The sequence below is a fragment of the Dyadobacter jejuensis genome, from assembly GCF_003149085.1.
Taxonomy (GTDB): domain Bacteria; phylum Bacteroidota; class Bacteroidia; order Cytophagales; family Spirosomataceae; genus Dyadobacter; species Dyadobacter jejuensis.
The window spans coordinates 1-24,176 of sequence record NZ_QGDT01000022.1 but is presented as its reverse complement, the minus strand read 5'-3'; the positions used below and the strand labels follow the sequence as shown (position 1 = coordinate 24,176).

The 24,176-nt window shown below is 43.6% G+C and carries 16 protein-coding genes; 10 read left to right on the top strand and 6 right to left on the bottom strand.

The window, feature by feature from the left end; all coding sequences use genetic code 11:
• The first annotated feature begins 113 nt into the window (after nt 1–113).
• Nucleotides 114–659, top strand: a complete 546-nt coding sequence (locus CLV98_RS22150) for an RBBP9/YdeN family alpha/beta hydrolase (RefSeq protein ID WP_109678152.1) — start codon at nt 114–116, stop codon at nt 657–659.
• A 63-nt stretch (nt 660–722) separates the two neighbouring features.
• Here the strand turns inward: CLV98_RS22150 and CLV98_RS22145 are convergent, their stop codons facing one another.
• Nucleotides 723–1,937, bottom strand: a complete 1,215-nt coding sequence (locus CLV98_RS22145) for a T9SS type B sorting domain-containing protein (RefSeq protein ID WP_109678151.1) — start codon at nt 1,935–1,937, stop codon at nt 723–725.
• A gap of 58 nt (nt 1,938–1,995) precedes the next feature.
• Complete coding sequence (locus CLV98_RS22140) at nt 1,996–2,607, bottom strand: hypothetical protein (protein WP_109678150.1); 612 nt, start codon at nt 2,605–2,607, stop codon at nt 1,996–1,998.
• A gap of 476 nt (nt 2,608–3,083) precedes the next feature.
• On the opposite strand from CLV98_RS22140, the gene CLV98_RS22135 reads away from it, so the two are divergent.
• The 3 genes from CLV98_RS22135 to CLV98_RS22125 all read left to right on the top strand — a co-directional run bounded on the left by CLV98_RS22135 (nt 3,084) and on the right by CLV98_RS22125 (nt 5,752).
• Nucleotides 3,084–3,692, top strand: a complete 609-nt coding sequence (locus CLV98_RS22135; RefSeq protein ID WP_109678147.1) for a YceI family protein — start codon at nt 3,084–3,086, stop codon at nt 3,690–3,692.
• Between the two features lie 117 nt (nt 3,693–3,809).
• Entirely contained in the window at nt 3,810–4,967 is a 1,158-nt protein-coding gene (locus tag CLV98_RS22130) for a beta-1,2-mannosidase (protein ID WP_109678145.1), read from the top strand.
• A 227-nt stretch (nt 4,968–5,194) separates the two neighbouring features.
• Nucleotides 5,195–5,752, top strand: a complete 558-nt coding sequence (locus CLV98_RS22125; protein ID WP_109678143.1) for a fasciclin domain-containing protein — start codon at nt 5,195–5,197, stop codon at nt 5,750–5,752.
• Nucleotides 5,753–5,866: 114 nt separating this feature from the next.
• On the opposite strand, the gene CLV98_RS22120 is transcribed toward CLV98_RS22125, so the two are convergent.
• Together CLV98_RS22120 and CLV98_RS22115 are read right to left on the bottom strand one after the other, a co-directional pair.
• The gene (locus CLV98_RS22120) at nt 5,867–7,174 is read right to left on the bottom strand and encodes a sensor histidine kinase (RefSeq protein ID WP_109678141.1); all 1,308 of its coding nucleotides are present in this window, start codon (nt 7,172–7,174) and stop codon (nt 5,867–5,869) included.
• Nucleotides 7,175–7,185: 11 nt separating this feature from the next.
• Entirely contained in the window at nt 7,186–8,499 is a 1,314-nt protein-coding gene (locus tag CLV98_RS22115) for a sigma-54-dependent transcriptional regulator (RefSeq protein ID WP_211320108.1), read from the bottom strand.
• Nucleotides 8,500–8,725: 226 nt separating this feature from the next.
• Here CLV98_RS22115 and CLV98_RS22110 point away from each other — a divergent pair, with 226 nt between their 5' ends.
• Entirely contained in the window at nt 8,726–9,979 is a 1,254-nt protein-coding gene (locus tag CLV98_RS22110; protein ID WP_109678137.1) for an efflux RND transporter periplasmic adaptor subunit, read from the top strand.
• A gap of 101 nt (nt 9,980–10,080) precedes the next feature.
• On the opposite strand, the gene CLV98_RS22105 is transcribed toward CLV98_RS22110, so the two are convergent.
• Nucleotides 10,081–10,407 carry a four helix bundle protein gene (locus tag CLV98_RS22105; RefSeq protein WP_229203536.1) on the bottom strand — a complete coding sequence of 109 codons (327 nt, stop codon included), beginning with the start codon at nt 10,405–10,407 and terminating at the stop codon, nt 10,081–10,083.
• Nucleotides 10,408–10,567: 160 nt separating this feature from the next.
• Here CLV98_RS22105 and CLV98_RS22100 point away from each other — a divergent pair, with 160 nt between their 5' ends.
• From CLV98_RS22100 to CLV98_RS22090, 3 genes are all read left to right on the top strand, one after another.
• Nucleotides 10,568–11,245 (top strand): ABC transporter ATP-binding protein, encoded by a 678-nt coding sequence (locus CLV98_RS22100; RefSeq protein ID WP_109678135.1) that lies wholly within the window; start codon nt 10,568–10,570, stop codon nt 11,243–11,245.
• Between the two features lie 76 nt (nt 11,246–11,321).
• Nucleotides 11,322–13,745: an ABC transporter permease gene (locus tag CLV98_RS22095; protein ID WP_109678133.1), complete on the top strand. Its 2,424-nt coding sequence runs from the start codon at nt 11,322–11,324 to the stop codon at nt 13,743–13,745.
• Nucleotides 13,746–13,871: 126 nt separating this feature from the next.
• Nucleotides 13,872–16,274: an ABC transporter permease gene (locus CLV98_RS22090; RefSeq protein ID WP_109678131.1), complete on the top strand. Its 2,403-nt coding sequence runs from the start codon at nt 13,872–13,874 to the stop codon at nt 16,272–16,274.
• A gap of 206 nt (nt 16,275–16,480) precedes the next feature.
• Here the strand turns inward: CLV98_RS22090 and CLV98_RS22085 are convergent, their stop codons facing one another.
• Complete coding sequence (locus CLV98_RS22085) at nt 16,481–17,428, bottom strand: RpnC/YadD family protein (RefSeq protein WP_109678129.1); 948 nt, start codon at nt 17,426–17,428, stop codon at nt 16,481–16,483.
• Between the two features lie 424 nt (nt 17,429–17,852).
• Here CLV98_RS22085 and CLV98_RS22080 point away from each other — a divergent pair, with 424 nt between their 5' ends.
• Nucleotides 17,853–19,427: a sulfatase family protein gene (locus CLV98_RS22080; RefSeq protein WP_229203535.1), complete on the top strand. Its 1,575-nt coding sequence runs from the start codon at nt 17,853–17,855 to the stop codon at nt 19,425–19,427.
• A 503-nt stretch (nt 19,428–19,930) separates the two neighbouring features.
• Nucleotides 19,931–23,857 carry a fibronectin type III domain-containing protein gene (locus CLV98_RS22075; RefSeq protein WP_109678127.1) on the top strand — a complete coding sequence of 1,309 codons (3,927 nt, stop codon included), beginning with the start codon at nt 19,931–19,933 and terminating at the stop codon, nt 23,855–23,857.
• The last annotated feature ends 319 nt before the right edge of the window (nt 23,858–24,176 follow it).

Genomic DNA, 24,176 nt, shown 5'->3' with positions numbered 1-24,176 from the left:
AACCGGGGTGTGCTCTTTTAGCCTTCTGTTATTTGGTACTGGTCGATTTAAAAATTTTATCTAAATTGATCGCCGAACTAGGCCTTGGTGGCCATTATTAACCTTTAGGAACAATGTCCCAACCTTTTTTAGTAATCCCCGGACTGGCCTCTTCAGGGCCAAAGCATTGGCAGAGTATCTGGGAGCAACAACACCCGCATATGTTTCGACGGGTGGAGCAAGACAATTGGGACTGGCCCGTCCAACCCGATTGGGTAGGGCGGCTTCAGCAGGAAGTGGCCACTCTTAGGACCCCTACTTACCTGGTGGCTCACAGTATGGGGTGTATCACCGTAGCGCATTGGGCCCAGCAGTACACATCCGAATGGGTAAAAGGCGCCCTGCTGGTAGCTCCGGCCGATGCCGACTTGTCCAAGAGGCTAAGCTTTGTAGTGGGCTTTCGGCCTATTCCCGCCATTCCACTTCCTTTCAAATCGCTGGTAGTAGCCAGTACCGACGATATGTACGCCAGCTATGAAAGGTCGGCCCAGATGGCCAACGACTGGGGTAGCGAGCTGGTAAATATTGGTGCCAAAGGCCATATCAATGCGGTGTCGGGCCTGGGCGTCTGGTCTGAAGGTAAGGCTTTGTTACAGACATTGAGTGGGGTTCCGTTTTAGTTCGATTTCTTAGGGTGAGCCACAAAGGTCACAACAATCAAAAAATACAGTTTGCTTTAAAATTTAACGGACCAACAGAAAATCCCCGGACTTAAGTTGTCTTAGGGTATTGATATATTCAAATTCTATCCTGTAGTTATATGTTCCGGGAGATGCTGGCTTTCCTTTTACGTGGCCTGTCCATCCGAAAGACGCCTCGGATGGAGGGAAATTACGTGCTACATAGATCACCTCTCCCCATCGGTTATAAATTGTAAATTGTAGGATTTGACGGATGCAGCTTCCCCCAATCGGAAAGAATATTTCATTGACTGAATCTTGATTTGGAGTGAAAATATCGGGAGTAAATAGTTGGCACATAGGAACCACTTCTATGTTTATGGCCGCTGTAGCTGTGCATGAACTCAATTTGCTTTGAACCAGGAGGGTATAGGTGTTGCTCGCAGTTGGACTGATTAATACACTATCACAGTTGTAGCAGTTAAGGCCGTCGTTGGGACTCCATAAGGAAGTATAGGTATCGTTGCTGATAATCTGTGGCTTCACATGTAAGTCATCTCCAAATAGAATTTGTTCCGAGGTAGGTATGGCAACTTTCAGGTAGATAACCGTCAAATGGGTGGTTACTATACTATCACACTGGTTGGGTCGGCTCAAACGGTTAATATAAGTTCCAGATTTTTTATAAGTGGAATTTCCAACTACAATACTTTCTCCCTCACAGATGTATAATTCTTGGGTATATCTGCTAAGTGGAGTTACTGTCAGCTCAGTGGTAACCAAACTGTCGCAACGGTCAGGTTGATGAATACGGTTGAAATACAGTCCATTTTCCTGGTAGGTAGAATTTCCAACGTGCAAGGAGTCCCCTTCACATATCGTTATTTTTTTGTACGTTTCAGGGAGCTTAATGATTGTTAATTCTGTGGTTATTAGGCTGTCGCATTGTCCCGGCCGTGACAAGCGGTTTAAATATACTCCCGTATTCCGATATACAGAATCTCCAACGGCATAGGTTTCTCCCTCACAAATCGAAACTTTATTAATATAGGTACCCAAGCCTGAAGGAATCGTATAATCGAGACGTAGATCACAATTTTCGCTCAAGCTGGAAAATGGAGTGAGGTTAACAAAATATCTCTCCCCGGTTTTGTGTAATACCGATATGGTCTTGCTCCGTTCTCCCGTATTCCATAGGTACTTCTCAAAGCCATCGGGTGCTGTTAAGGTAACGGCGTCATTTTCTTCGGCACAGGGAAAGTCCTGGTTTATTTCCATCTTCAAACATTCTGCATCGAAATAGCAATAGCCGAAATGCCCGCCTTTTGTACAATCGTTAGTGGTGATTTTCTAGAGTGATCATCTGCCCAAGAAACCTACTTAGATCGAGGGAGCTTGTCGTCCAGTTTCGGTATGTCAAAGGGGGTTGTTCTTTAAATCCTGGGATTCCGCGGGCAGCGGTTACTTCATAGTAACCACAAGAAATATCACCTTCTGTGAGCGTTTTAATTTTTATTCTAAGTGCTGGTTGCTGATACGAAAAATGATCGGGGTCTTCAAGGACGATCGCAAAGCGGTATTGGAATAGGGTATTGTCGGGGGTCACTAAGAAAGACGTTTTAATGCGGTCGTACTTAGCCCCAGTTGCTTTATTGCCAATACGTATGGAGTAGTTGCTCCCTGGAGCTACCATCGGAATTGCCTCGGATGTGATGAGGGGGTCATTGCCATCCGTTATTTTGGTAATCAAATGCCCTTTATTATTTGTACCCTGAGTTTCGGGGCCAAAGACAGTTGTTTTCTGGTCAGTCATCACGTCGCCGTACGATAGCTGCCAGCCGTCTAATGTGCCATTTTCAAAACCAATATTTGCACAGTTTTGTCCCAAGGCCTTCATGGGAAAATATAAAAAACAAAGTATCGTCAGAGTGGTGTAAAGCTGGGTCATGATAGAGGAGTGGAGGGGTTGATAATTCCTAACTTCACATGAAGGATTGGCACATAGCCTTCCCTTAGTCTTATTAGGACTAGAGTTGATGGAGCAGTACAAGAAGCGTGAATCAGGTGTCGGCCTCGAAGGGCGAAGGGGTAGTATGGTGTTTCATTTTAAAATCGTTATTCGGAGGGGTCCGGTGAGTAAAAAATGCTACTTTATAAATCAAAAATAATTAATTTTAGGTGACTTATCGGTCTGTTTATCAACTTCTTTTGGTGAAATTAGAAAATTTATACTCTTGTAACCTTAAAGTTCAAAGTGTTGACTTGAAGGTGTGTTAGGTGAGGCGCAGTGGTCCTCTTTTTTAAACTATTTGGGGGTGATGAATGCCTTCCTTCAGTTTAATATTCTCGAGCCCTTACTCCGTCATAATAATTTAGTAACTTTAAAAAAATAAAGCTAATACTCACCTAATGGCCTTTTGAACTATGAAAAAATCTTTTGTTTTTATGTTGGCTGGTTTATTAATGAATGCCAGCGTTTTTGCATTCACCGACGGTACGGGCACCGCCGACAAGACCTACCAAGTCGATCCCAAAAATAGTAGCATCGTATGGCAAGCCAAGAAAGTGACCGGTAGCCATGAAGGACACCTACCCATATCTTCTGGATCCTTAATTCTCGATAACAATAAGTTGAAAGGCGGGAGCTTTATTTTGGATGTACAATCTCTGGTGGTGACCGACGTGAAAGATGCCGATATGAATGGCAAACTGACCAAACACCTCAAGAGTGATGATTTCTTCTCGGTAGAGAAACATCCAGAAGCTAAGTTGGTGCTTACAAAGGTGACTGCCACCGGAGCTGACAGCTATAATGTAGCGGGGAATTTGACGATTAAAGGCATTACCAAGCCTATCTCCTTTCCGGCGACAGTCAAAATGAACGGAGGTAAAGTGATGGCGCAAGCCAAAGTAAAGGTGGATCGCACTCATTATGATATCAAGTTCCGCTCCAGTAATTTCTTCGAAAATCTGGGTGATAAAGCCATTATGGACGACTTTATCTTAGATGTAAACCTAGTAGCAGGAAACTAATGAAAGGTTGTTGGACCAATGGTCTAAAAAACCGACCTGTAGTAGGGTCGGTTTTTTTGTTTAATCACTAAAAAAACGCTTCCTTTAAATTCATTTTCAATTACTGAATAAAGCATCATGAAAAGCCTGTTAAGTCGCTTTAAGTCCTTGTTATTAGCTTTTTCTATTGGTATATCCCTATCCCAGGCTCAGGGTATCAACAAGTTGCCCGACTGGGCCTTTGGTGGGTTTGTCAGGCCTATCGGAGTCAACCCTGTCATATCTCCCGATAGTACCTCCCGATTTTTTTGTCCTATGAACCAAAGAATGGTCGATTGGGAATCCAACGATACTTTTAATCCAGCGGCTACCATCAAAGATGGGGAGGTGGTTGTGTTGTATCGGGCCGAGGATAAGGCAGGAAAGGAAATTGGCAAACGTACCTCGCGAATTGGCTATGCGGCGGGTCAGGATGGAATCCATTTTAAAAGAAAAAAGGGGCCTGTCCTATATCCAGATGAGGATAGTCAAAAGGAAACCGAGTGGCCGGGCGGCTGTGAAGATCCTCGGGTGGCCGTTACAGCCAATGGGCTCTACGTCATGTTTTATACGCAATGGAACCAGGATAAGGCCAGAATAGGAGTGGCAACGTCTACTGACCTGATCAATTGGAAAAAGCATGGCCCAATTTTCAAACAAGCCTATGGAGGGAAGTTTAATGAAGTATGGACCAAATCGGGCTCCATCCTTACGAAGCTCTCTAACGGCAAGCAAATCATAGCTCAGGTCAATGGGCGCTATTGGTTATATTTTGGGGAAGCGCATGTGAATGTAGCCACCTCCTCCGACCTGATCAACTGGACCCCAGTTGTGGACGAAAGGGGTGAATTGCTACCTTTGATCTCCCCTCGAAAGGGCTACTTCGACAGTGATCTGACGGAATGTGGGCCTCCTGCTATACTTACCGACAGGGGGATTGTATTGCTTTACAACGGTAAAAATAACCCGGGGAAAGATGGAGATCCTCGCTTTACTCCCAATAGTTATTGTGCTGGACAGGTTCTTTTCGATAAGAACGACCCTACCAAGGTCCTCGACCGTCTAGCTCTCCCTTTCTTTAGACCGATGGAGCCCTTCGAGAAAAGTGGGCAGTACCAATCTGGAACCGTTTTCATTGAAGGAATGGTGTATCATCATAACAAATGGCTCTTGTACTATGGTTGCGCCGACTCAAAGGTTGGGGTAGCTATTTTTGATCCCACCAAAAGAGGGGTAGGCGATCCTTTGCCTTTTTAACACGGTCTATGAGTCTGGTTTTCGCCTTGTTTTACTTGGTGCAGCTGGCAGACTATTTCTGATATTCAGTTCCGATCGGGCGTATATGGTTGATTTCTAAATGGATAGGGTATTGGGATGTCTTTTAGGAATCATTCCTTGAAAATAATTTCTATTTTCTTTTAACCTCATCGATCCAAAACGAGGAGCTAGGCCGTATATGATAGAAACAAAAATTGAATATTTCTATGAAAACGACGAGCCTTAAAAACACACTTTTAGCATTTGCTTTCTTATTCTCAACGGCTGCATTCGCTCAGTCAGAGAAGACCGTCACGGTAGGCGGAGCGGCGATGTATCCATCCAAAAATATTGTTGAAAATGCGGTCAATTCAAAGGATCATACCACCTTGGTGGCTGCAGTGAAGGCCGCAGGATTGGTAGAGACTTTGTCGGGAAAAGGGCCATTTACGGTTTTTGCTCCGGTAAACGAGGCTTTTGATGCTTTGCCAGCAGGGACCGTCGATCAGCTTCTGAAGCCAGAGAATAAGGATGCTTTGACGAACGTACTCACCTACCATGTGGTGCCGGGACGAATCGATTCGGCTTCATTAATGGAGATGATTAAAGACGGAAAAGGAAAGGCAATGGCCAAAACAGTACAAGGAGAAGAATTGACTTTTTCTAAGAAGGGGAAAGGTGTTCAGATCATGGACTCGAAAGGGAATAAGGCCATGGTGACCATTAAGGATGTGTATCAGTCCAATGGGGTTATTCATGTCATTGACACGGTATTGATGCCTTAAGTCTTCTCATACCTATTGAAATAACATTCTTATAAAATGGAGCGTTCGGCTCGTCCTGTTGGCGACGGTCGGGCGCTCCGTTTTGCTTCAAAGGAATTCTCGTTCGAAAGCCTTTCAAAAAAGCATCCCAAAACTCGTCCCTATACCAAGTTGGGAAGTGACTTGCAGGTCGCCTCCGTGCAGATGCATGATTTGCTTTGAAAGACTTAAACCAATGCCTGATCCCGTTTTTTTAGTGGTAAAGAAGGGTACGAAAATTTTGTCGATGGCCTCAGGAGCGATTCCTGTACCTTGGTCTTTTACCTCTATCATCCGCACATTATTTTGAATATACGCCTTTACTTCAATGGGGGTAGGGTCCTTAGGCTTAGCCGCTTCGCAGGCATTGTTGATCAGGTTCAGCAACACCATTTCTATTTGACCCTGGTCGCATACCAATTCAAAGTCATTGAGGATCACTATGTCAATAGGACTCGACGTATTGATGGTTTGGAAGGTCTTTAGTAGGCTTTGGATGCGAACCGACTTCAATACAGGCTTAGGCAAGGCGGTGAAGTCGCGGTAGGCATTCACGAAGCTCATGATGCCCGTGCCTCGGCTCTCAATCGTCGACAAGGCCAGATTAAGATCTTGGAGGGGTTCTTCAATCCCCGCTTTCGACCCAAAGTCTTCGTTAAGAATGTTTCTCATGGTGCCAGTCAATGAGACGATAGGAGCTATGGAATTCATTATTTCGTGGCGGAGGACCTTCGTGAGGTTTTGCCAAGCCTTCACCTCGTTGGCCTGTAGTTCCGTTCGTATATTTTGAAAGCTAAGGATCTTGATGGTACGCCCTTGCATTTCCAGCTTGGTGAGGGTCACCGAAAGCTGTCGCCCATCCGAGCTTTCGTACATCAGCCGACCTGGGGTAGGGAGTTGGTCGAGTAATACCCCTAAATCGGCCTTGGGGGTTTTACTGAGGTCTGCTATTCGGCGGAGCTTATGAATGCCTAATAGCCTAATGGCAGCCTTGTTCATAATTTCGATATTTCCCGATTCATCATGACAAATTACCCCTATATCGATATGCTGTAAGACAGTGTTTAGAAAGTGGAAGTTAGCTTCTTTTTCGGCTCTGGCCTGTCGGAAGGCCTCCATCACGCTATTGAGACGACTGTTTAACTCGGCAAAGCTATTCCCCTTTTGGTTGTCGGAATTAAGTTTTACCGTAAAATCGGAGTATTCAACCGACTCAAAGAATAAGGTTAGTTTGCGGTTGACGGTGGTGGTGTAACGGTATAGCGATAGGCCCATCATTAGCAAGGCGGCCGCTACCAACCCCGTGGCCAAGTAGTGACCCTGCATCACTAGAAAGGGCATGGTACTGCTAGCCAGCAGCAAGAGGGCAATACGCAGAATTATTTGTGTGGAAAATGCTTTCATACCTCCAATATTTAAAGGGCGTATTTTTCAATACGCCGATATAAAGCCGCTCTGGATAGACCCAGTTCTTTGGCCGATTCCGAAATATTTCCTCTTTGGCGTTGCATGACTTCGGTGATAAGCTGCTTCTCTACTTCTTCTAGGTCATAACTCTTGGGCTGGTTTGTTTTGGATGTTTGTAGTTCGGAACCAAACAGATCGACCGTGTCTATCAGGTTATTTTGGCATAAAATGACCGCCCGTTCTACTGCATGCTGCAACTCACGAATATTCCCAGGCCATGGGTAAAGCTCCATTTTTTGTTTGAGATGGGCAGAGAAATCGGTTATATTTCGGTTGTATTTTTTATTATAGATTCCCAGAAAATGCTGGGCAAGTAAAGCAATATCACCCTTTCTGCTTCGTAAAGGAGGCATTTCTATGGTCACTGTGTTAATTCTGTAAAACAAATCCTCTCTGAAAGCTCCAGTGGACACCTTTTCGGCAATGTCCTCGTTAGTGGCGCAAATGAGCCGGATATCCAATTTGGTTTCTTTGTTCTGACCTAGTCTGACTACCGTCCGATTTTGTAAGGTCGTGAGTAGTTTGCGCTGGGTAGTAAGGGGCAGGTTGCCTATTTCATCCAAGAACAAAGTGCCTTTGTTAGCCTCTTCAAACTTTCCAATTCTGCTAGTTTTGGCATCGGTGAAGGCCCCTTTTTCATGACCGAACAATTCGCTTTCTAACAGGGTTTCGGGTAAGGAGGCGATGTCTGCCCGAATGAAAGCCTCCTTATAGCGGCCCGAATGTTGGTGAAGGGCCTTTGCCATGAGGTCCTTCCCCGTACCATTCTCACCCAGAATCAGCACATTGGCATCCGTTTTGGCTACCCGGTTCATCAGCTGTAAGGCCTGCTGCAGGGCCGTCGATTCCCCGATCATGTTTTGTTCTGGCGCTGCTCGCTCAAGCGTAGGTTCAGCGAGTGCATGGAGCAGGCTATTGAGTAGTTTCTGATTGTCCCATGGTTTCAAGACGAAGTCCTTAGCGCCTAGCTTAATGGATTTAACGGCCATTTCTACATCACCATATGCAGTAAAGAGAACCACCTTAGCATCCGGTTTCAGATCCAAGATCCTGTCTAACCAGTGAAACCCTTCTTTGCCGGAGCTTACGTCCTGGGTGAAGTTCATGTCCAGCAGTATGAGGTCATAGGAGTAATTATTGAGCAAGAATGGGAGTTTTTCTGGCTTTTTTTCAATGCTAACCTCTTCAAAGTGTCGTTTTAGAAACAATTTGGTAGCACTTAGAATATCTACATCGTCATCTATGATCAGAATTTTTGCCATTGGCTGATGGGTCAAGAGTTAAAGAGCTACTAATTTACGTTTTTCTGCTGAAATGTTATTTTCAATATAAGTTGCTTGTCAAGCACTGTCCGAAATCGGACAAATGTGTTCGGTATCGTTCAATTTTTTTGATAGTATTAATTATATGCTATTGATATACAGGTGTTTGTGTTTTTGGCACAACTTTGGCAACCCCTTTTATAAAAGGAAATCACCTAGAGGAACAATGGATAGGAAAATCGAGAAAAAGTATTGGTCTAGCAAGCGCATCGCCCTCTTCCTGGGAGCTGTGGCATTGATGGCACTAGTGATATATAACCTACTATTTGCCGATCATCGATCGAAACTAAAGGTAGACTCCAGCCGATTAACCATTTCTGAAGTGAAAAATGGGTCCTTCGATGAGTTTATCATTATCCAAGGGGTGGTGCAGCCTTTAAAGACGATCCAGCTCGATGCCATTGTGGGAGGGTATGTCACTCAGAAACTGGTAGAAGGAGGTAGCATGGTCGAGCAAGGTGATATCATTCTCAGGCTCGAAAATCAACAATTAAAACTTAGTTTTTTGCAATCAGAAACTGAAGCTAGCCGTTTGGTGAACGACCTTCAAAATACCCGCCAAAGGTTAAAAGTAGAAAAGTTTACGCTGGACAAAACCTTGAATGACCTAGACTATCGGATCGCCGAGTTTAAAGATGTATATAACAGGAATAAAGTGTTGTTCGAACAAAAGGCGATTTCGGCCCAAGAGTTTACCAAATGCAAAATTGACTATGAGAAATTGGTGCAGGAGCGAACCATAGAAATACAGTCACAAAAATACCAGCAGGAAAATTCCCAAATTCAGATCAGACAATTGGAGGGAACGCTAGAAAGAACTCAAAAAAATGTAGACCTGTGGCGGCAAACCTTAGAAAACTTGGTGGTGAAGGCTCCTGTAGCTGGATTGTTGTCGTCGGTAGATGTAGAAATTGGTTCTAACATTAACCAAGGGCAGAATATAGGCCAAATTGATGATATGAATGGCTTTAAGATCAGGGCCGACATCGACGAGCATTATATCTCCAGGATATTCTCGGGGTTAGAAGCCAAATTCGATTTTTCTGATCAGGTGTTTTCCATGCAGATCGTGAAGGTTTATCCGGAAGTTATTAACGGAAGATTTTCAGTGGATTTAGTCTTTAAACAAGGAACGCCTAAAGGTATACGCAGGGGGCAGTCTACTCCCATACGTTTGGAACTGGGCCAGCCTGGAAAAGCTTTGTTGTTGCCGGTTGGAGGTTTCTTTTCGGATACTGGAGGTAACTGGGTCTATGTTGTCGATAAGGATGGCCAACGCGCCGAGAAAAGGAATATCACCCTAGGCCGCAAAAATCCGCAGTATTACGAAGTGCTGGAAGGTCTTGAGCCTGCTGATCGGGTTATAACGAGTTCTTATGCCAATTTTGGAGATAAGGAGGTTTTGGAGTTGAAAAGGTAGTTTTTAGGGGGTAGGGGTTAGGATTTAGGTTGTTAGTGAATAGTGCTTAGGATGTGGCTCCCTTTATGGTCAATCTGGCCTTTATTTTTTGGATAAAACTATTAAGCATTTTTTTTGATCTCGATTAACTCTTTGGTTAGATATTCGAATGTCTCTAAATCAATATATTCTAAGTCTTTTGATAAAATTAATTGATACTCTAATTCTGACGCTGAACCCATTGCAATGACCATAAAACGACATAACTCGGCATCAGAATCTCGGCCGCATCCTTCTGCGATATTCGTTGGGATTGAGGAGGATGATCGTCTCATTTGAGATGCTAAACAATATATTTCAATTTGTGGAAATGATTTCGTTTGACGATATATTTGAAGCGTAAATTCATGACTTCTTTGCCATATGAGCAGTTCCTGAAATTTTTTCATAGTCTAAATTTTTTATTGATGAATTACCCAATCAAGGTATATAAAATCCCAAATAAATCTAATTTAATCAGGCTAAATAGGTCAAATAATTCTCAAAATTCAATAATGTATTATTGTGAATTTCTAAAACCTAACCCCTGAAAACCTAAAATCTAGTGTTATGCTCTTAATTACCAATCTTCAAAAAATATTCGCTACCGAGGAGGTGGAGACTACTGCGCTTAATGGGATTGACCTTACGATTAACGATGGTGAATTTGTGGCGATCATGGGGCCTTCGGGATGTGGGAAATCCACTCTACTCAACATTATAGGCCTGCTCGATAATCCGAGTAGCGGTTCTTACAATTTCTATGGCTCCGATGTAGAGAAAATGTCGGAACGGCAAAGAGCCCAGCTTCGAAAGGGGAATGTGGGTTTCGTTTTTCAGAGCTTTAATCTGATCGATGAATTGACGGTTTTTGAAAATGTAGAATTGCCACTTCTCTATCTTAAAGAGCCCATCAAACAAAGAAATGAAATGGTGGAAGCCACCCTAAAGCGGATGAATATGATGCATCGGCGTAACCACTTTCCACAGCAACTCAGTGGAGGGCAGCAGCAACGAGTAGCTATAGCTCGTGCGGTAGTGGCTAAGCCCAAGTTGATACTGGCCGATGAGCCTACGGGAAACCTAGACTCGGCCAATGGCAAAGACGTGATGAACCTGCTACAGGAGCTCAATGAGGAGGGGACTACCATTGCCATGGTCACCCACTCACCCTACGATGCTAGCTATGCCCACCGTACGGTCAACCTGTTTGATGGTAAAATAGTAACCGAAAATTTTCATGTGTAGTCCATAGGGGTTAGGTAATAGGAATTAGCCCAGTACGCCTAAAATATAATATCTAACACCTGTTCCTGTAAAAACCATGCTTACCAATTATATCAAAATTGCCTGGCGCAATTTGCGCAGAAACCGAATTACCACCTTGATCAATGTTGTTGGCTTGGCATTGGGGTTATGCGCTAGTTTTTTGATTGGCCTCTATATTTGGGATGAACTCAGCTACGATCGATATAATGTGAAGGCCAGTCAAATAGTAAGGGTTACCTTGTTTGGATCTATGCAAGGTGGCAAGATCAACGAGCCCCATGTAATGCCTCCTACCGCCGCCACGCTCGTGGAAGATTATCCTGAAGTAGTACAAGCGACAAGGATTCGTAAGGCAGGAACTCCGGTGGTGCGTATCGGTGAAAAGTTGTTTGCCGACGATGAGATGGCCGCTGTAGACTCCAATTTTTTTCAGGTTTTTACCCTGCCTTTGTTACAGGGCCATGCGTCGACAGTCTTGAATACACCTTTTTCAGTAGTGATATCGAAAAGGCTAGCAGCCAAGTATTTTGGTAAGGAAAATTCCATAGGGAAAATCATACAAATAAAGGGGAAAGCGAATCCATTTAAAATTACCGGTGTTTTTGAAGGCATACCCTCCAACTCGCATTTTCATTTCGACTTGCTGACTTCGATGTCCGCCATGCAGGATGCACAGTCCATGTCCTGGATGACTTCTGAGTATTATACCTATCTGGTTTTGCAACAAGGGTATGACTACAAAAAGCTGGAAGCTAAGTTACCCCATACGGTAGACAAATATATGGGCCCTCAACTTCAAAAGTCGCTGGGACTCACCATGGCCGAGTTTAAGGGTGGTGGCAATTCCCTAGTTCTGAAGTTACAACCCCTGACCGATATTCACCTAAGGTCCAATTTTACAGCTGATATTGGGACCAATGGGGACATCAAATATGTATATATTTTTAGTGCTGTAGGCTTGTTTATGTTGCTTATCGCCTGTATCAATTTTATGAATTTGTCAACGGCGAGTGCCTCTAAGCGTGCTAAAGAAGTGGGCATTAGAAAGGTGTTGGGCGCGACCAAGGAGGAGTTGGTAGGACAGTTTTTGTCCGAGTCCGCTTTGCTGACTTTTATTGCCATGGTGTTGGCATCTATTTTGGCCGTTATGGTTTTACCCTTGTTTAATGAACTGTCGGGGAAAGAAATGATACTCGATACCAATTTCTTGATGGCAAAGATGCCTTTGGCCCTGCTCTTTGGTTTATTCATAGGGATTCTGGCAGGTGGCTATCCGGCATTTTTTCTTTCCTCTTTCAACCCCGTATCTATATTAAGGGGGCGGTTTAGCACCAGTACAAAAAGTACGGGGCTCCGTAGTGGATTGGTGGTGGTTCAGTTTTTTATTTCTATCGCACTCCTCGCCGGAACACTGGTGGTATATCGACAGTTGGAGTTTATCCAGAATAAGAAGTTGGGATATGAAAAGGAACGGGTGATCGTATTGTCGGACACCTGGGCTTTAGGAAAGAACCAAGAGGCGTTTGTCCAAGCGTTGCTTCAGGATCAAAGTGTTGCAAATGTAAGCGCCTCGGGATATGTCCCCGCCGGTGCGTCCTTTAACAACAATTATATGGTTTACCCCGACAGCCATTCCACACAATTGGTCAAGACGATCCGATACGACGTGGATTATGGTTATCTCTCTACCCTAAAGATGGAAATGGCTTCGGGAAGGTATTTTTCTAAAGATTTTGGTAACGACTCTGTCCATGTAGTCATTAACGAAACTGCGGCCCATATGATAGGATGGACGAGTGAGTCGGCCCTAGGGCATACGATATCCCATACCAATAATGAAGGCCACAAGCGTGTCTATACGGTGATTGGGGTAGTCAAAGACTTCCATTTTAGGTCCTTGCACGAATCAATATCCCCGTTGGTGATGCAACTTGGCGGGGATCCGGGGTATTTAATCGTAAAAGCCCAAGGAGATCATATAGCCGCTCTATTGTCAAGGATTGAAAACAATTGGAATAAATTTAAGCCGGAACGCCCATTTTCATTTTCATTTTTAGACGATCGATATAATGCCACCTATCAATCGGAACGGCGCACTGGCCAAATATTAGGATTGTTTGCTAGCTTAACGGTGTTTGTGGCTTGTCTAGGGCTATTTGGGTTGGCCACTTTTACGGCCGAACAAAGAGTAAAGGAAATAGGGGTAAGGAGGGTGCTAGGCGCTTCTGTAACTAGTGTGGTGCTACTGTTATCACGCGATTTTGTCAAATTAGTGGGAGTAGGGGCCATGTTAGCGATTCCGGTGACTTGGTATGTGATGTCGAATTGGCTGAGTGACTTTGAGTACAGGATAGACCTTACTCCATCCATTTTTATTTATTCCAGCCTATTGTCTGTCTTGGTAGCTTTAATAACCATTTCGTACCAGTCGATACGGGCAGCTATTGCTAATCCAGTAAAGAGTCTGAAGAGTGAGTAGATTTCAATCCTTCATTATAAGGTAACTACTCAGTCTTATATATACTTACGGCCTACCGCTTTGCGCGTTTAGCTTTTTTTTGAAATGCCTCATGCATGGTGCTACGGGCCTAAACACATTCCAGAAATGATACGTAACTATCTTAAAATTGCATTTAGAAATTTGCTAAAGCATAAGCTATTTAGCTTTATCAATATTTCTGGAGTGGCTATAGGGTTAACCTGTTTTTTTCTGTTGGCCTTGTATGTCAAGGACGAACTGAGCTATGATCGTTTCCACGAGAAAGGGGATCGGATTTACAGGCTTTCCAGAACATTTTTATCGATGGATGGAACAGTATCCCTGCGACTGGGACATACGGCGCCCCCTTTTGGTCCATTAATCCAGCAAGACTTTCCGATGGTTGAGCAGGTAGTTCGTATGTTGGAAACAGGAGCCTTGATGAGGTACGAGGAGAAAGTCTTTAATGAGGAAAATATATTCGTTGCCGACGCTAATATTTTCGATGTCTTTACATTTGACGTATTAGCTGGAAACAAAAACAAGGCTTTGGAGAATCCGTTTTCTATTATGTTCTCTAAAGACATGGCCGAAAAATATTTTGGCAAAGAAAATCCGATAGGTAAAATAGTCAAGATGAACAACCAATTGGATTATACTGTAACCGGGGTGTATGCTCCATTGCCTGCCCAATCCCATTTTCACCCCCAATTTCTAGTGTCTTTTTCTACCTTAAACGACAATCGAGTTTATGGCGTCGAGGCGTTGACAAACAACTGGGGCAATAACTCCTTTTCAACCTATTTGTTGCTGCCCGAAAAATACGATGTTAATACCATGGTAAAAGCCTTTCCTGACTTTCAAAATAGGCATATAGAACCCCGAGCATCGGCCTTTTCGGTACTAGATCTGATGAAACTGACCGACATACATCTTTATTCTCATTTGGACTCTGAGATTGAGGCCAATGGAGACGTTCAGTACGTCTATCTATTTACGGCTATCGCATTTTTTATTTTGGTCATTGCCTGCATCAACTATATGAATTTGGCCACTGCCACATCGGCTACCCGGGCTAAGGAAATAGGGATGCGTAAGGTCATAGGGGCAGATAGGGGGCAGTTGATTTACCAATTTTTAAGTGAATCGATGCTGCTGGTGTCCGTTTCGGTTTTGATCGCCATTCTCCTCGTGTTGCTTTTTATTCCGGCTTTTAATGATTTTACTCAAAAGCAGTTGGCCATTGATTCGTTATTAGATCCTTATTTTATCGTTATGATGCTGGTTATATGGCTTTTCACTGGCCTAGTAGCCGGAAGTTACCCCGCTTTTTTTATGACTTCGATCCATCCCCTTGGTATTTTAAAGGGGCAAATTGGCTCTTCCCTTAAAAATGGGGGCCTGCGGCAGATGCTGGTAGTTATCCAATTTGCAATTGCAGTCGTGCTCATGATTAGTACGGCAGTGGTGTACAGTCAAATGAAATTCGTAAAAAATTATAAGCTAGGCTATACTACCGATCAAATAGTGCTATTAAATATGCCCGACGACTCTACTTTTGATTTTGAAAGTGTAAGACAAAGACTAAAACAAAATGGGAGTATTATGAAAGTAGGACGCTCCTCGCGGATACCCTCTGGGCGATTATTGGACTCTTGGGGGGCTTCGGTGATGAAAGGTGATACGATGGCTCCCACCGATATCACCATTAAGTCCTTGTCGGTAGATGAAGGCTTTATCCCGACTTATAAGATAGAGATGGCCGCGGGGCGTAATTTTTCGAGAAATTTTAGTACCGATAAAACCAATGCCTTCGTGTTGAACGAAACCGCGGTAAGGACATTGGGATGGAAGGGTGCCGCCGAAGCTATAGGCAAGCGATTTAAGTATGGAGAAATACAAGGTCAAATCATTGGGGTAACGAAGGATTTTTATTTTGAATCGCTCCACCAACAGGTAGCACCCATTGTCATGTTCCATCAACCGGGGAGACTTCATAGGGTGTCGGTTCAATTGGCAGGGAGTGAAATAAAAGGAGCCATAGCGCATATTCGTGCTATTTGGGAAGAGCGGTTTCCAGACATCCCATTTGAATACGAATTTCTCGATCAGCGTTTTGGGCAGTTATATGCCGTCGAACAAACCCAACAGACTTTGTTTGGTCTATTTGCTGGAATAGCTATTCTTATCTCTTGTCTTGGACTCCTCGGCTTGTCAATGTTTATGGCCGAACTTAGAACCAAAGAAATAGGGGTCCGTAAGGTACTGGGCGCCTCTGTCGTAAGTATGGTTTCATTATTGTCTAAAGACTACCTAAAACTCGTCCTTATCGCTATCGTAATTGCCTCCCCTATAGCTTGGTATAGCATGCAGCTGTGGCTGGAAAATTTTGCCTATCATACCGAAATTCATTGGGGAGTGTTTCTTTTGGCAGGGGGCATATCCATTGCCATAGCCTTAATCACCATCAGCTTTCAAAGTATAAAAACGGCCCGGTTGAGTCCAGTGAAAAGTTTGAGGAGTGAGTAGTGGGGGGCTGTAAACTTTAGGCTGTATGCAATAAGCTAAGCAGTCGGCAATCGATAAGATGTAAATTTTGTCCTAGGCTTATGGCCTACTACTTGTAGCAACATTGGTAAGAACCTTTCAAAATTTCAGCGGACGGTAGTACAACTGCGGAACCACCTTTAACCGTAACGACGGACTGATTTAACCTGTCGCTTTTAACAATAGTTTTATTTTTTTAACTTCTTTTTTACCTTATTCACCAGTTCGATAGATACCCCTACGAGCTGGGCTATTCGAGGGTTGTCGAAGTCGGTTGAGGCGATTAAAGAGGTAATAAAAGCGATATTCTTTTCATACTCCATTTGGGTCATCCCCTTTTGGATACCTTTTTCTAGGCCCTTAACAAGGCCCAATTCTTCGCCTTCCATCCGAGCCCTTTCAATAACAAATTCCCTGATTCCCATTGATTTGTCGTTATGGTTGATTTTATCTATAACCTCCTCAAATTTAACCATATATTCGGGTTTTTCAAAATGTACATATAGCTGGATAAATAGCAAAAGACCATCAATTTTAGGTTTTGAAATTTTCTTTTTGAACAAATTACGAAGCAATTTGAACTTTAGTTCGAACAGTTCTTCATCGTTCAACGACTTACTTTTAATGGCCAATTGAACCGTTTGTATCGCTATAGCAAATGGGTTTTCATGGTGTTCGAGTCCTTTTTCTGATTGCTCCAAAACTTTGTAGGTATTATAGCGAAATTTCATCTCTGTTCCCAAGAAGCTTTGCTTATAAACCGAAGGCTGATAACCTATTACAGAATCGGTAAAAATGGCAATGGCCGTAATGGGCATGCCGTATTTGTCCAAAATTCGGTAGAAGTAAGTGAACATTCTGAAAGCGAACCGCTCGTCTTTGTGCCCCTGTACCTCTACATGTACGAGCACCCATTGGGCGTCTCCGGCTCTAGTGAACACTTTAACCAGTTTATCTACATGTTTCGGATGCTTGCCTTTGGGTTGTGGGAAAAGATCGGCTAGTTCTTTGTCCAGATATGTGAATCCCCGCTCAAAATCGAAGAGTTCGTCGGCACCTTCAAAGAAAAAGCGTAGGAAATCATCGAATGTGTTTTCGAGTAATCCTTTCCAGAGAGCGTCGTCTATTCGTCGCATGGTCGATTGAAGTTAGACTCAATATATTTACGAGAGATTCTGGAGGGATTTATTTCACTGAAACCTACCTGTTTACAGGATTAATAATAAGACCGATAAATGTAATATACCTATAATTTGCCGTATTATGCTGATCATGCTTCTGCTTATTCGTTATCTATTTATCATGTAAAAGCAGATTGGATCGTGGCGGGACTAGGGGCTGTTGGCCGATTCGAATTTTAGCTGGATGCTATCTATCTGACAAAGGGCACGCAACTGCTTTACGGAAAATGTTACCATTGCCACAAAACTGATAAGGTTATAAGCGGACTGCATGCCCTGAGCCAAGAGGCCATGCAATAAAATAGTTTTTTAAAAATTTTATTAAATAGCGCAAATGATTTAATTTGGCAGCGTTTATTCGTCCTATTCCTATACTACTTTGAAAGCACATTTTTATTTCCTTAAGGTCATTGCCTTTATTGCACTAGTTGCAACAAACTGTTTCGCCCAAGAAGCTCCGGCGACCAAAAAGCCCAATATTGTTTTTATAATGAGCGATGACCATGCCTATCAAGCGATAAGTGCGTACGGGCATGGCCTTAATAACACCCCTAATATTGACCGTATCGCCAAAGAAGGGGCGATATTTAAAAAGGGGTTTGTTACCAACTCAATATGTGCGCCTAGTAGGGCTGTGATGCTTACAGGGAAACATAGCCATATTAATGGCAAAATTGATAATGTACATTCTTTCGACTGGAACCAGGAAAATTTTGCAAAAACACTACAGGCGAATGGTTACGAAACAGCCATGATTGGTAAAATACATATGGATGGTTTGCCGCAAGGATTTGATTATTCGATGGTGCTTCCTGGTCAAGGCCAATACTATAATCCCGATTTTATAGAAAATGGGGTAACCAAGCGAATTGAGGGGTATGTTACTAAAATAACTACAGACTTGGCAATAGGTTGGTTAGATCAACAAAGAAATCCTGACAAACCTTTTCTTTTGTTATACCATCAAAAGGCTCCTCACCGTACTTGGATGCCTGAGGAGAAATATTTGAGGTTATTTGAAGATTCAACTTTTGCACCTCCTGCCAATTTCTTTGACGATTATGTAGGACGTGAAGCTGCTGCACATCAAGAAATGAGCATAGATAAAGACATGGATTTAGCGTATGATTTAAAAATGCTGGATAAGGACGGGGACATACAAACTAAATACAGAGATAGTGCTGAGGCCATGCATAAAAGAATGTCACCCGAACAACGAAAAGCCTGGGATGCCTATTATGATCCCATTATTAAAAAGTTTAAAGCGGACAAGTTAACGGGAAAAGAACTTGCACTTTGGAAGTTTGATCGTTATATGAAAGATTACCTCGCTACCATACAGTCTGTGGACGATGGAGTGGGGGAGATGCTAGATTATTTAGATAAAAATGGCTTAGCTGATAACACGATCGTGGTTTATACCTCCGATCAGGGCTTTTATTTAGGAGAGCATGGTTGGTTCGACAAACGTTTTATGTATGAAGAGTCTTTCCGAACTCCATTATTAATGCGTTATCCAAAAGAAATTAAGGCAGGTACCGTTGTGGAAGAAATGGTTCAAAACCTTGACTTTGCACCTACATTTTTGGATTACGCAGGCGCTCCCATTTCAAAAGAAATTCAGGGTGAATCGTTTCGAAAACTAGTTGGTGGTACTGAAAAGAAATGGCGGGATGCTATTTACTATACCTATTATGAGTACCCCGGCGAGCACAAAGTAAAACGTCATCATGGAGTTCGGACCGACCGTTATAAGTTAATTCACTTTTATTATGATATAGATCAATGGGAGTTGTACGACTTAGAAAAGGATCCGACCGAAATGAATAACGTGTACGGCGATTCGCGATACAAGAAGGTGCAGCAGCAGATGCACCAAAAACTCAAAGAAGCGAGGAAGAAGTATAAGGATAGCGATGAAAAGGATCAGCAGTATATCAATGCAGGGAAATAGTTAGTTACTCGGTTTCTCGCACATGACTGATTATTCCTCTTCATTGTAGTTGTAGTCATATATACGGTTTGGCCCGTATCGTCTGTTTTGGCAGAGGGTACGGGCCTTTTCTTTTCCTAAGCCATCCCAGTTTTTATTATCGATAGGACCCACTGCCGTCAGACTTTTCCATCACTAAGCTATCCCCACCCTCGGGATGACTCAATGTTTTTACAAAATTGCATTTTAAACATAATTTTAATGTCTGCTTTGGTATAATCGGTTGTCTTTCTCTTGAAATAAAAAAATCATGAGGCCCTAAAAAGGAAACGAGTCGATTTTATTTTAATCCTCTAAAATAAACTTTGATTTTGGCTTTAATTGGAGAATTGTATATTATTTATGTTTATATATAGTTTTATATTATTATATAAACAATATGTTACAAAATAAAGTAAAAATAACTTTTTTATCTTCTTGGATTTGGCTAAATTATGTTCTAATTCACCTTATTTCAACGAGTTATGAAGAACATCACTACCGCCGTCGATGACTTCCCTGTTGTAATTAAACTGATCAAGTTTTTGGTCGTCATCCAATTCATTTGTCTTGTTAGCTCTCCACTTACGGCCCAGGTCTTGGTCGGATTCCAATCCAATTGGAAATATGCACCTGAAAGTAACACCGCGCCAGCGGCTGGCTGGCCTGGACTAAGCTACGACGACAGCTCGTGGAAGACCGGCAATGGAGCCTTTGGGTTTGGCACCCACGCCTATCAAACCTTACTAATTCGCTATCCGGCACCACCTGCACCAGCCAATAATATTCCTGTCTATTATTTTAGAAAAGCGGTGACCATTCCCGATGTAAGCGCCTATGCGAGTTTTCGGCTTAGGGCCTTTCTTGATGATGGGATCGTTATCTATATAAATGGTGTCGAGGTATCTCGCAAGAATATGAATCCAAACCCATCCGATCCATATACCCGTTCGGCAGGAGACTCCCTGAATATCGATTCCTTGTTAAGTACGTCCTTGTTTCAAAATGGGGTCAATATTATTGCCGCTGAGGTACATCAAACCGGCGAAACCAGTTCTGATATCCTGTTCGACTTACAGCTGGAGGGTAATGCCGTATCGACAGCTAGTGCTTCCATACCGTATAAGTCTACATGGAAATATCTGGATAATGGCACCGATCAGGGCACTGCCTGGCGTAGCTCGGGATTTAATGATGCCAGCTGGAGTAGTGGACCAGGATCCTTTGGCTTTGGGGGGTATCATCCGGGCACAGTCTTAGCCTCGGGTCCTGACCAAGGCCATTATTCTATTTATTACTTCCGGAAGCATTTATCCGTTTCTGATCCATCTAGTTTCAGTAGTTTTCATTTACGGGCTTATTATGATGATGGAATGGTCGTTTATGTGAATGGTGTCGAGGTGTTAAGACGCAATGCGCCGGCAGGAATAGGGTACACCATAACGGCCGGTGATTCCATAACGGTCGACACCTTGCTGAGTTCCTCCCTTTTCCTTGCAGGCGACAATATCATTGCTGTTGAACTGCGGCAGCGCAATGCCGGTAGCTCCGATGTGCTGATGGACCTCCAACTCCAAGGAAATCCTATCGCCATGACGGATCTGTTGTTGCCCTACCAATCCACATGGAAATACCTGGACAATGGCTCCGACCAGGGAACGACTTGGCGTAATTTGGGCTTTAATGACGCTAGTTGGAGTAGTGGCCTAGGATCCTTTGGCTTTGGGGGGTATAGTCCCAATACGATTTTAGCCTCGGGCCCAAACCAAGGACATTACTCTATTTATTATTTCCGAAAGCATGTTTCCGTCTCAGACCCGAGTGCCTTCAATGGAGTACGCTTACAAGCCTATTACGACGATGGGATGGTGGTATATATCAATGGAGTGGAAGCGCTCCGTCGGAATGCTCCAGCAGGTATCGGATATACTATTATAGCGGGCGATTCCGTCGCCGTCGATACTGTGCTGAGTACTTCCTTATTTGTGGCCGGTGATAATATCGTAGCCGTCGAACTGCGGCAACGCAATGCGGGTAGTTCCGATGTGCTGATGGATCTGCAGCTGGAAGGTCTGACAGGCTCCATTACCCTCGATCGATATCCTTACTTGCAATTGGCTTCCTACGATAGGATGACGGTTATGTGGTATACGCACCAGCCGGCTAATTCTACCGTAAGGTATAGTCTGAGTCCCGACCTAAGTTCGGGCTATACCGAAGTAAGCGTGGCTTCAGTAGATACTATACATAGGGTAAACCTGAGAAACCTGTTGGCTGATACCAAATACTATTATAATGTAGGTTATGGAACGGGGGTGGATTTTCAACTATTGCAATACGACCCAACCCTCAATTATTTCAGAACGCTTCCCACCCCTGCCGACACCAGCCATTCTATTCGACTTTGGCTATTGGGCGATTCTGGAGGTGGTAAACGATTGAATCCGCGTCCCAAAAAAGTACGGAATGCATATATGAACTATCTGGCCTCCATTAACAACCCCCATGTGGATGGACTGTTGTTTCTTGGCGACAATTCCAATACCTCTCCTTATGAAGGCTTTCAGCCGGCGCTAGACTCTACCATATTCTTATACTACAATCAGCCTACCGATCGTCAACTATTATCCTTCATTCCATCTTGGACAGTATTCGGGAATCACGATTATAATCCAGACTTCCCTTATTTGCATACCGACGGAATGTCATATAAGATTAGAAAGGCCTACCATAATCAAACCGCCGCTAGCTTTACCACCTTTGCTTTTCCGGACAGTGCACAGATCGGAGGCGAGCCCACCTATAATCAGTACGGCTATTATTCCTTCGATCAGGGTGATGTCCATATTGTAGTGTTAAATCCTTATTTGATTGAATACGACATCCCAACCGACAATTGGCTGGAGGCCTCTTTTGACAACCATTATAATATCTTTAGCAAAAACTCCATTGCCCAAGACAATACCTTCGATACGCCTATTGATTCCTTACCGCAAGTGAAATGGCTAATTAGGGATTTAATGAACAATACTAAAAAATGGACCTTGGCTACCTTTCACCTTCCTCCATTTACTACTATCGGACACTTCCCTGACGAGTTTGATATCAAAAGAGTCAGCGAGCGGTTATTGCCTATTTTGGAAAAACCAGAATATCGGCTGGATGCACTTCTAGTTTCTCATTCCCATGCCTACTTACGGGCCGGTATGATTAGGAAAGTAGCCAACCAAGCGAGGACTACGGATTATAATGAAACCAAGTCGCCCGGCCAGGAGAATGGAAATTTAGGACGTTATCCCAGCACGGCTCCTTATATTAAAACGAATAATGAAACGGCCTATACCTATATTATGTCGGGGTCGGCCGGAAGGGGGTTCAATGGAACCGTTAATGGTATTCCCGTTAATGATGCCGGCTTTAACGATAACGACGCCAATTTGGTGAAACATCCGCGCACCTCTGTGCCTCCCTTAGACAATCTAACGGGCGATAATACCACCGCATTTTACCATGTTACTGGTGGTTCGGTAGAATTGCTGTTTAGGGAAAATAGACTCGATGTTAAGTTTATTAAAGAATTAGACGCAGCGCCCAACTTCTTTGTTGCCGATTCCTTTGTGGTGATGAAGGACGTTAACATCAATAAGGTCATCGACCTGGAGTCAGGTGACTCTGTTCGGCTGGGGGCATCATGGATCGGTGAGTACAACTGGTATTCCACTCCTTCTGGAGGTTCGGGCTCACGCACTTCATCAACAAACGAACTAATAGCAACGGGTGTCCGATACATCACAGTGATGCCCGACGACACCACGACCTACTTTGTGCAGGATGGGCCCAATTACCTAGCCGATACTTTTATGGTGAATGTGATTAATGCCTTTCCGGTCTATCTTGTGAAATTCAGCGCTCAGCAGTCAGAAAAAACCATTGTGTTGAATTGGGCCACCACCGCCGAAACCAATAGTGAACGCTTCGAGATTCAGCGAAGCCTCGACGGTAAACATTGGGTAGCTATAGGGGAGGTCTCCGCAAAGGGAGAGAGTGCCGTGTATCAGTCCTACCTATATATAGATACTCATCCTTATATAGGTATAAACTTTTATCGTCTCAAAATGATAGATCACGACCAAAGCTATGCCCTTAGCCGGATTGTGGATGTTCGTTTCGATTTGCCTTTCGAGACGATGGTATATCCTAACCCCAGCGATGATTATCTGGAGGTATGGGTTTCGGATTGGAAACAGATACGGACGGTGTCTATTCTTAACTCCAAGGGGCAGGTACTTTATGAGTCGGGGCCTATAACCAATGGGAGTGTCGATATTCACAGTCTAGTTCCCGGTATTTATCTGGTCAACTTCACTCGAGTCGATGGCCAGGTCTATACCCATAAAATGCTGCGGAAATAATAAGTACATGTCCTATAAGGGAAGAGTCTGCTACTGGACCTTCCTTTATAGGGTTCTTTCCCACTAGCTAATCGAAGTGTATTGTTATTGTCTTTTAAAACTCGCTTAGGAAATGTACCGCAACAGGAGAGCAGTCGGCGGTCGGCTATCGGCTATCGGCTATCGGCTATCGGCTGTCAGCTATCGGCTTTCGGCTGTCAGCAGTCGGCTGTCGGCAATCGGCGGTCGGCAATCGGCTGTCGGACTTTTCTTGGAAACGATTAACTAGTTAATGGATCATTGCCGATAGTGAATAGGTTCATATCATTGGTAACAGGAT

What these genes read in the sequence shown, in the direction of transcription:
- CLV98_RS22075 (WP_109678127.1), top strand. Translation starts at nt 19,931, where the DNA reads ATGAAGAACATCACTACCGCCGTCGATGACTTCCCTGTTGTAATTAAA.
- CLV98_RS22120 (WP_109678141.1), bottom strand. Translation starts at nt 7,174, where the DNA reads ATGAAAGCATTTTCCACACAAATAATTCTGCGTATTGCCCTCTTGCTG.
- CLV98_RS22145 (WP_109678151.1), bottom strand. Translation starts at nt 1,937, where the DNA reads ATGGAAATAAACCAGGACTTTCCCTGTGCCGAAGAAAATGACGCCGTT.
- CLV98_RS22135 (WP_109678147.1), top strand. Translation starts at nt 3,084, where the DNA reads ATGAAAAAATCTTTTGTTTTTATGTTGGCTGGTTTATTAATGAATGCC.
- CLV98_RS22090 (WP_109678131.1), top strand. Translation starts at nt 13,872, where the DNA reads ATGATACGTAACTATCTTAAAATTGCATTTAGAAATTTGCTAAAGCAT.
- CLV98_RS22095 (WP_109678133.1), top strand. Translation starts at nt 11,322, where the DNA reads ATGCTTACCAATTATATCAAAATTGCCTGGCGCAATTTGCGCAGAAAC.
- CLV98_RS22125 (WP_109678143.1), top strand. Translation starts at nt 5,195, where the DNA reads ATGAAAACGACGAGCCTTAAAAACACACTTTTAGCATTTGCTTTCTTA.
- CLV98_RS22085 (WP_109678129.1), bottom strand. Translation starts at nt 17,428, where the DNA reads ATGCGACGAATAGACGACGCTCTCTGGAAAGGATTACTCGAAAACACA.
- CLV98_RS22130 (WP_109678145.1), top strand. Translation starts at nt 3,810, where the DNA reads ATGAAAAGCCTGTTAAGTCGCTTTAAGTCCTTGTTATTAGCTTTTTCT.
- CLV98_RS22115 (WP_211320108.1), bottom strand. Translation starts at nt 8,499, where the DNA reads ATGGCAAAAATTCTGATCATAGATGACGATGTAGATATTCTAAGTGCT.
- CLV98_RS22100 (WP_109678135.1), top strand. Translation starts at nt 10,568, where the DNA reads ATGCTCTTAATTACCAATCTTCAAAAAATATTCGCTACCGAGGAGGTG.
- CLV98_RS22140 (WP_109678150.1), bottom strand. Translation starts at nt 2,607, where the DNA reads ATGACCCAGCTTTACACCACTCTGACGATACTTTGTTTTTTATATTTT.
- CLV98_RS22110 (WP_109678137.1), top strand. Translation starts at nt 8,726, where the DNA reads ATGGATAGGAAAATCGAGAAAAAGTATTGGTCTAGCAAGCGCATCGCC.
- CLV98_RS22105 (WP_229203536.1), bottom strand. Translation starts at nt 10,407, where the DNA reads ATGAAAAAATTTCAGGAACTGCTCATATGGCAAAGAAGTCATGAATTT.
- CLV98_RS22150 (WP_109678152.1), top strand. Translation starts at nt 114, where the DNA reads ATGTCCCAACCTTTTTTAGTAATCCCCGGACTGGCCTCTTCAGGGCCA.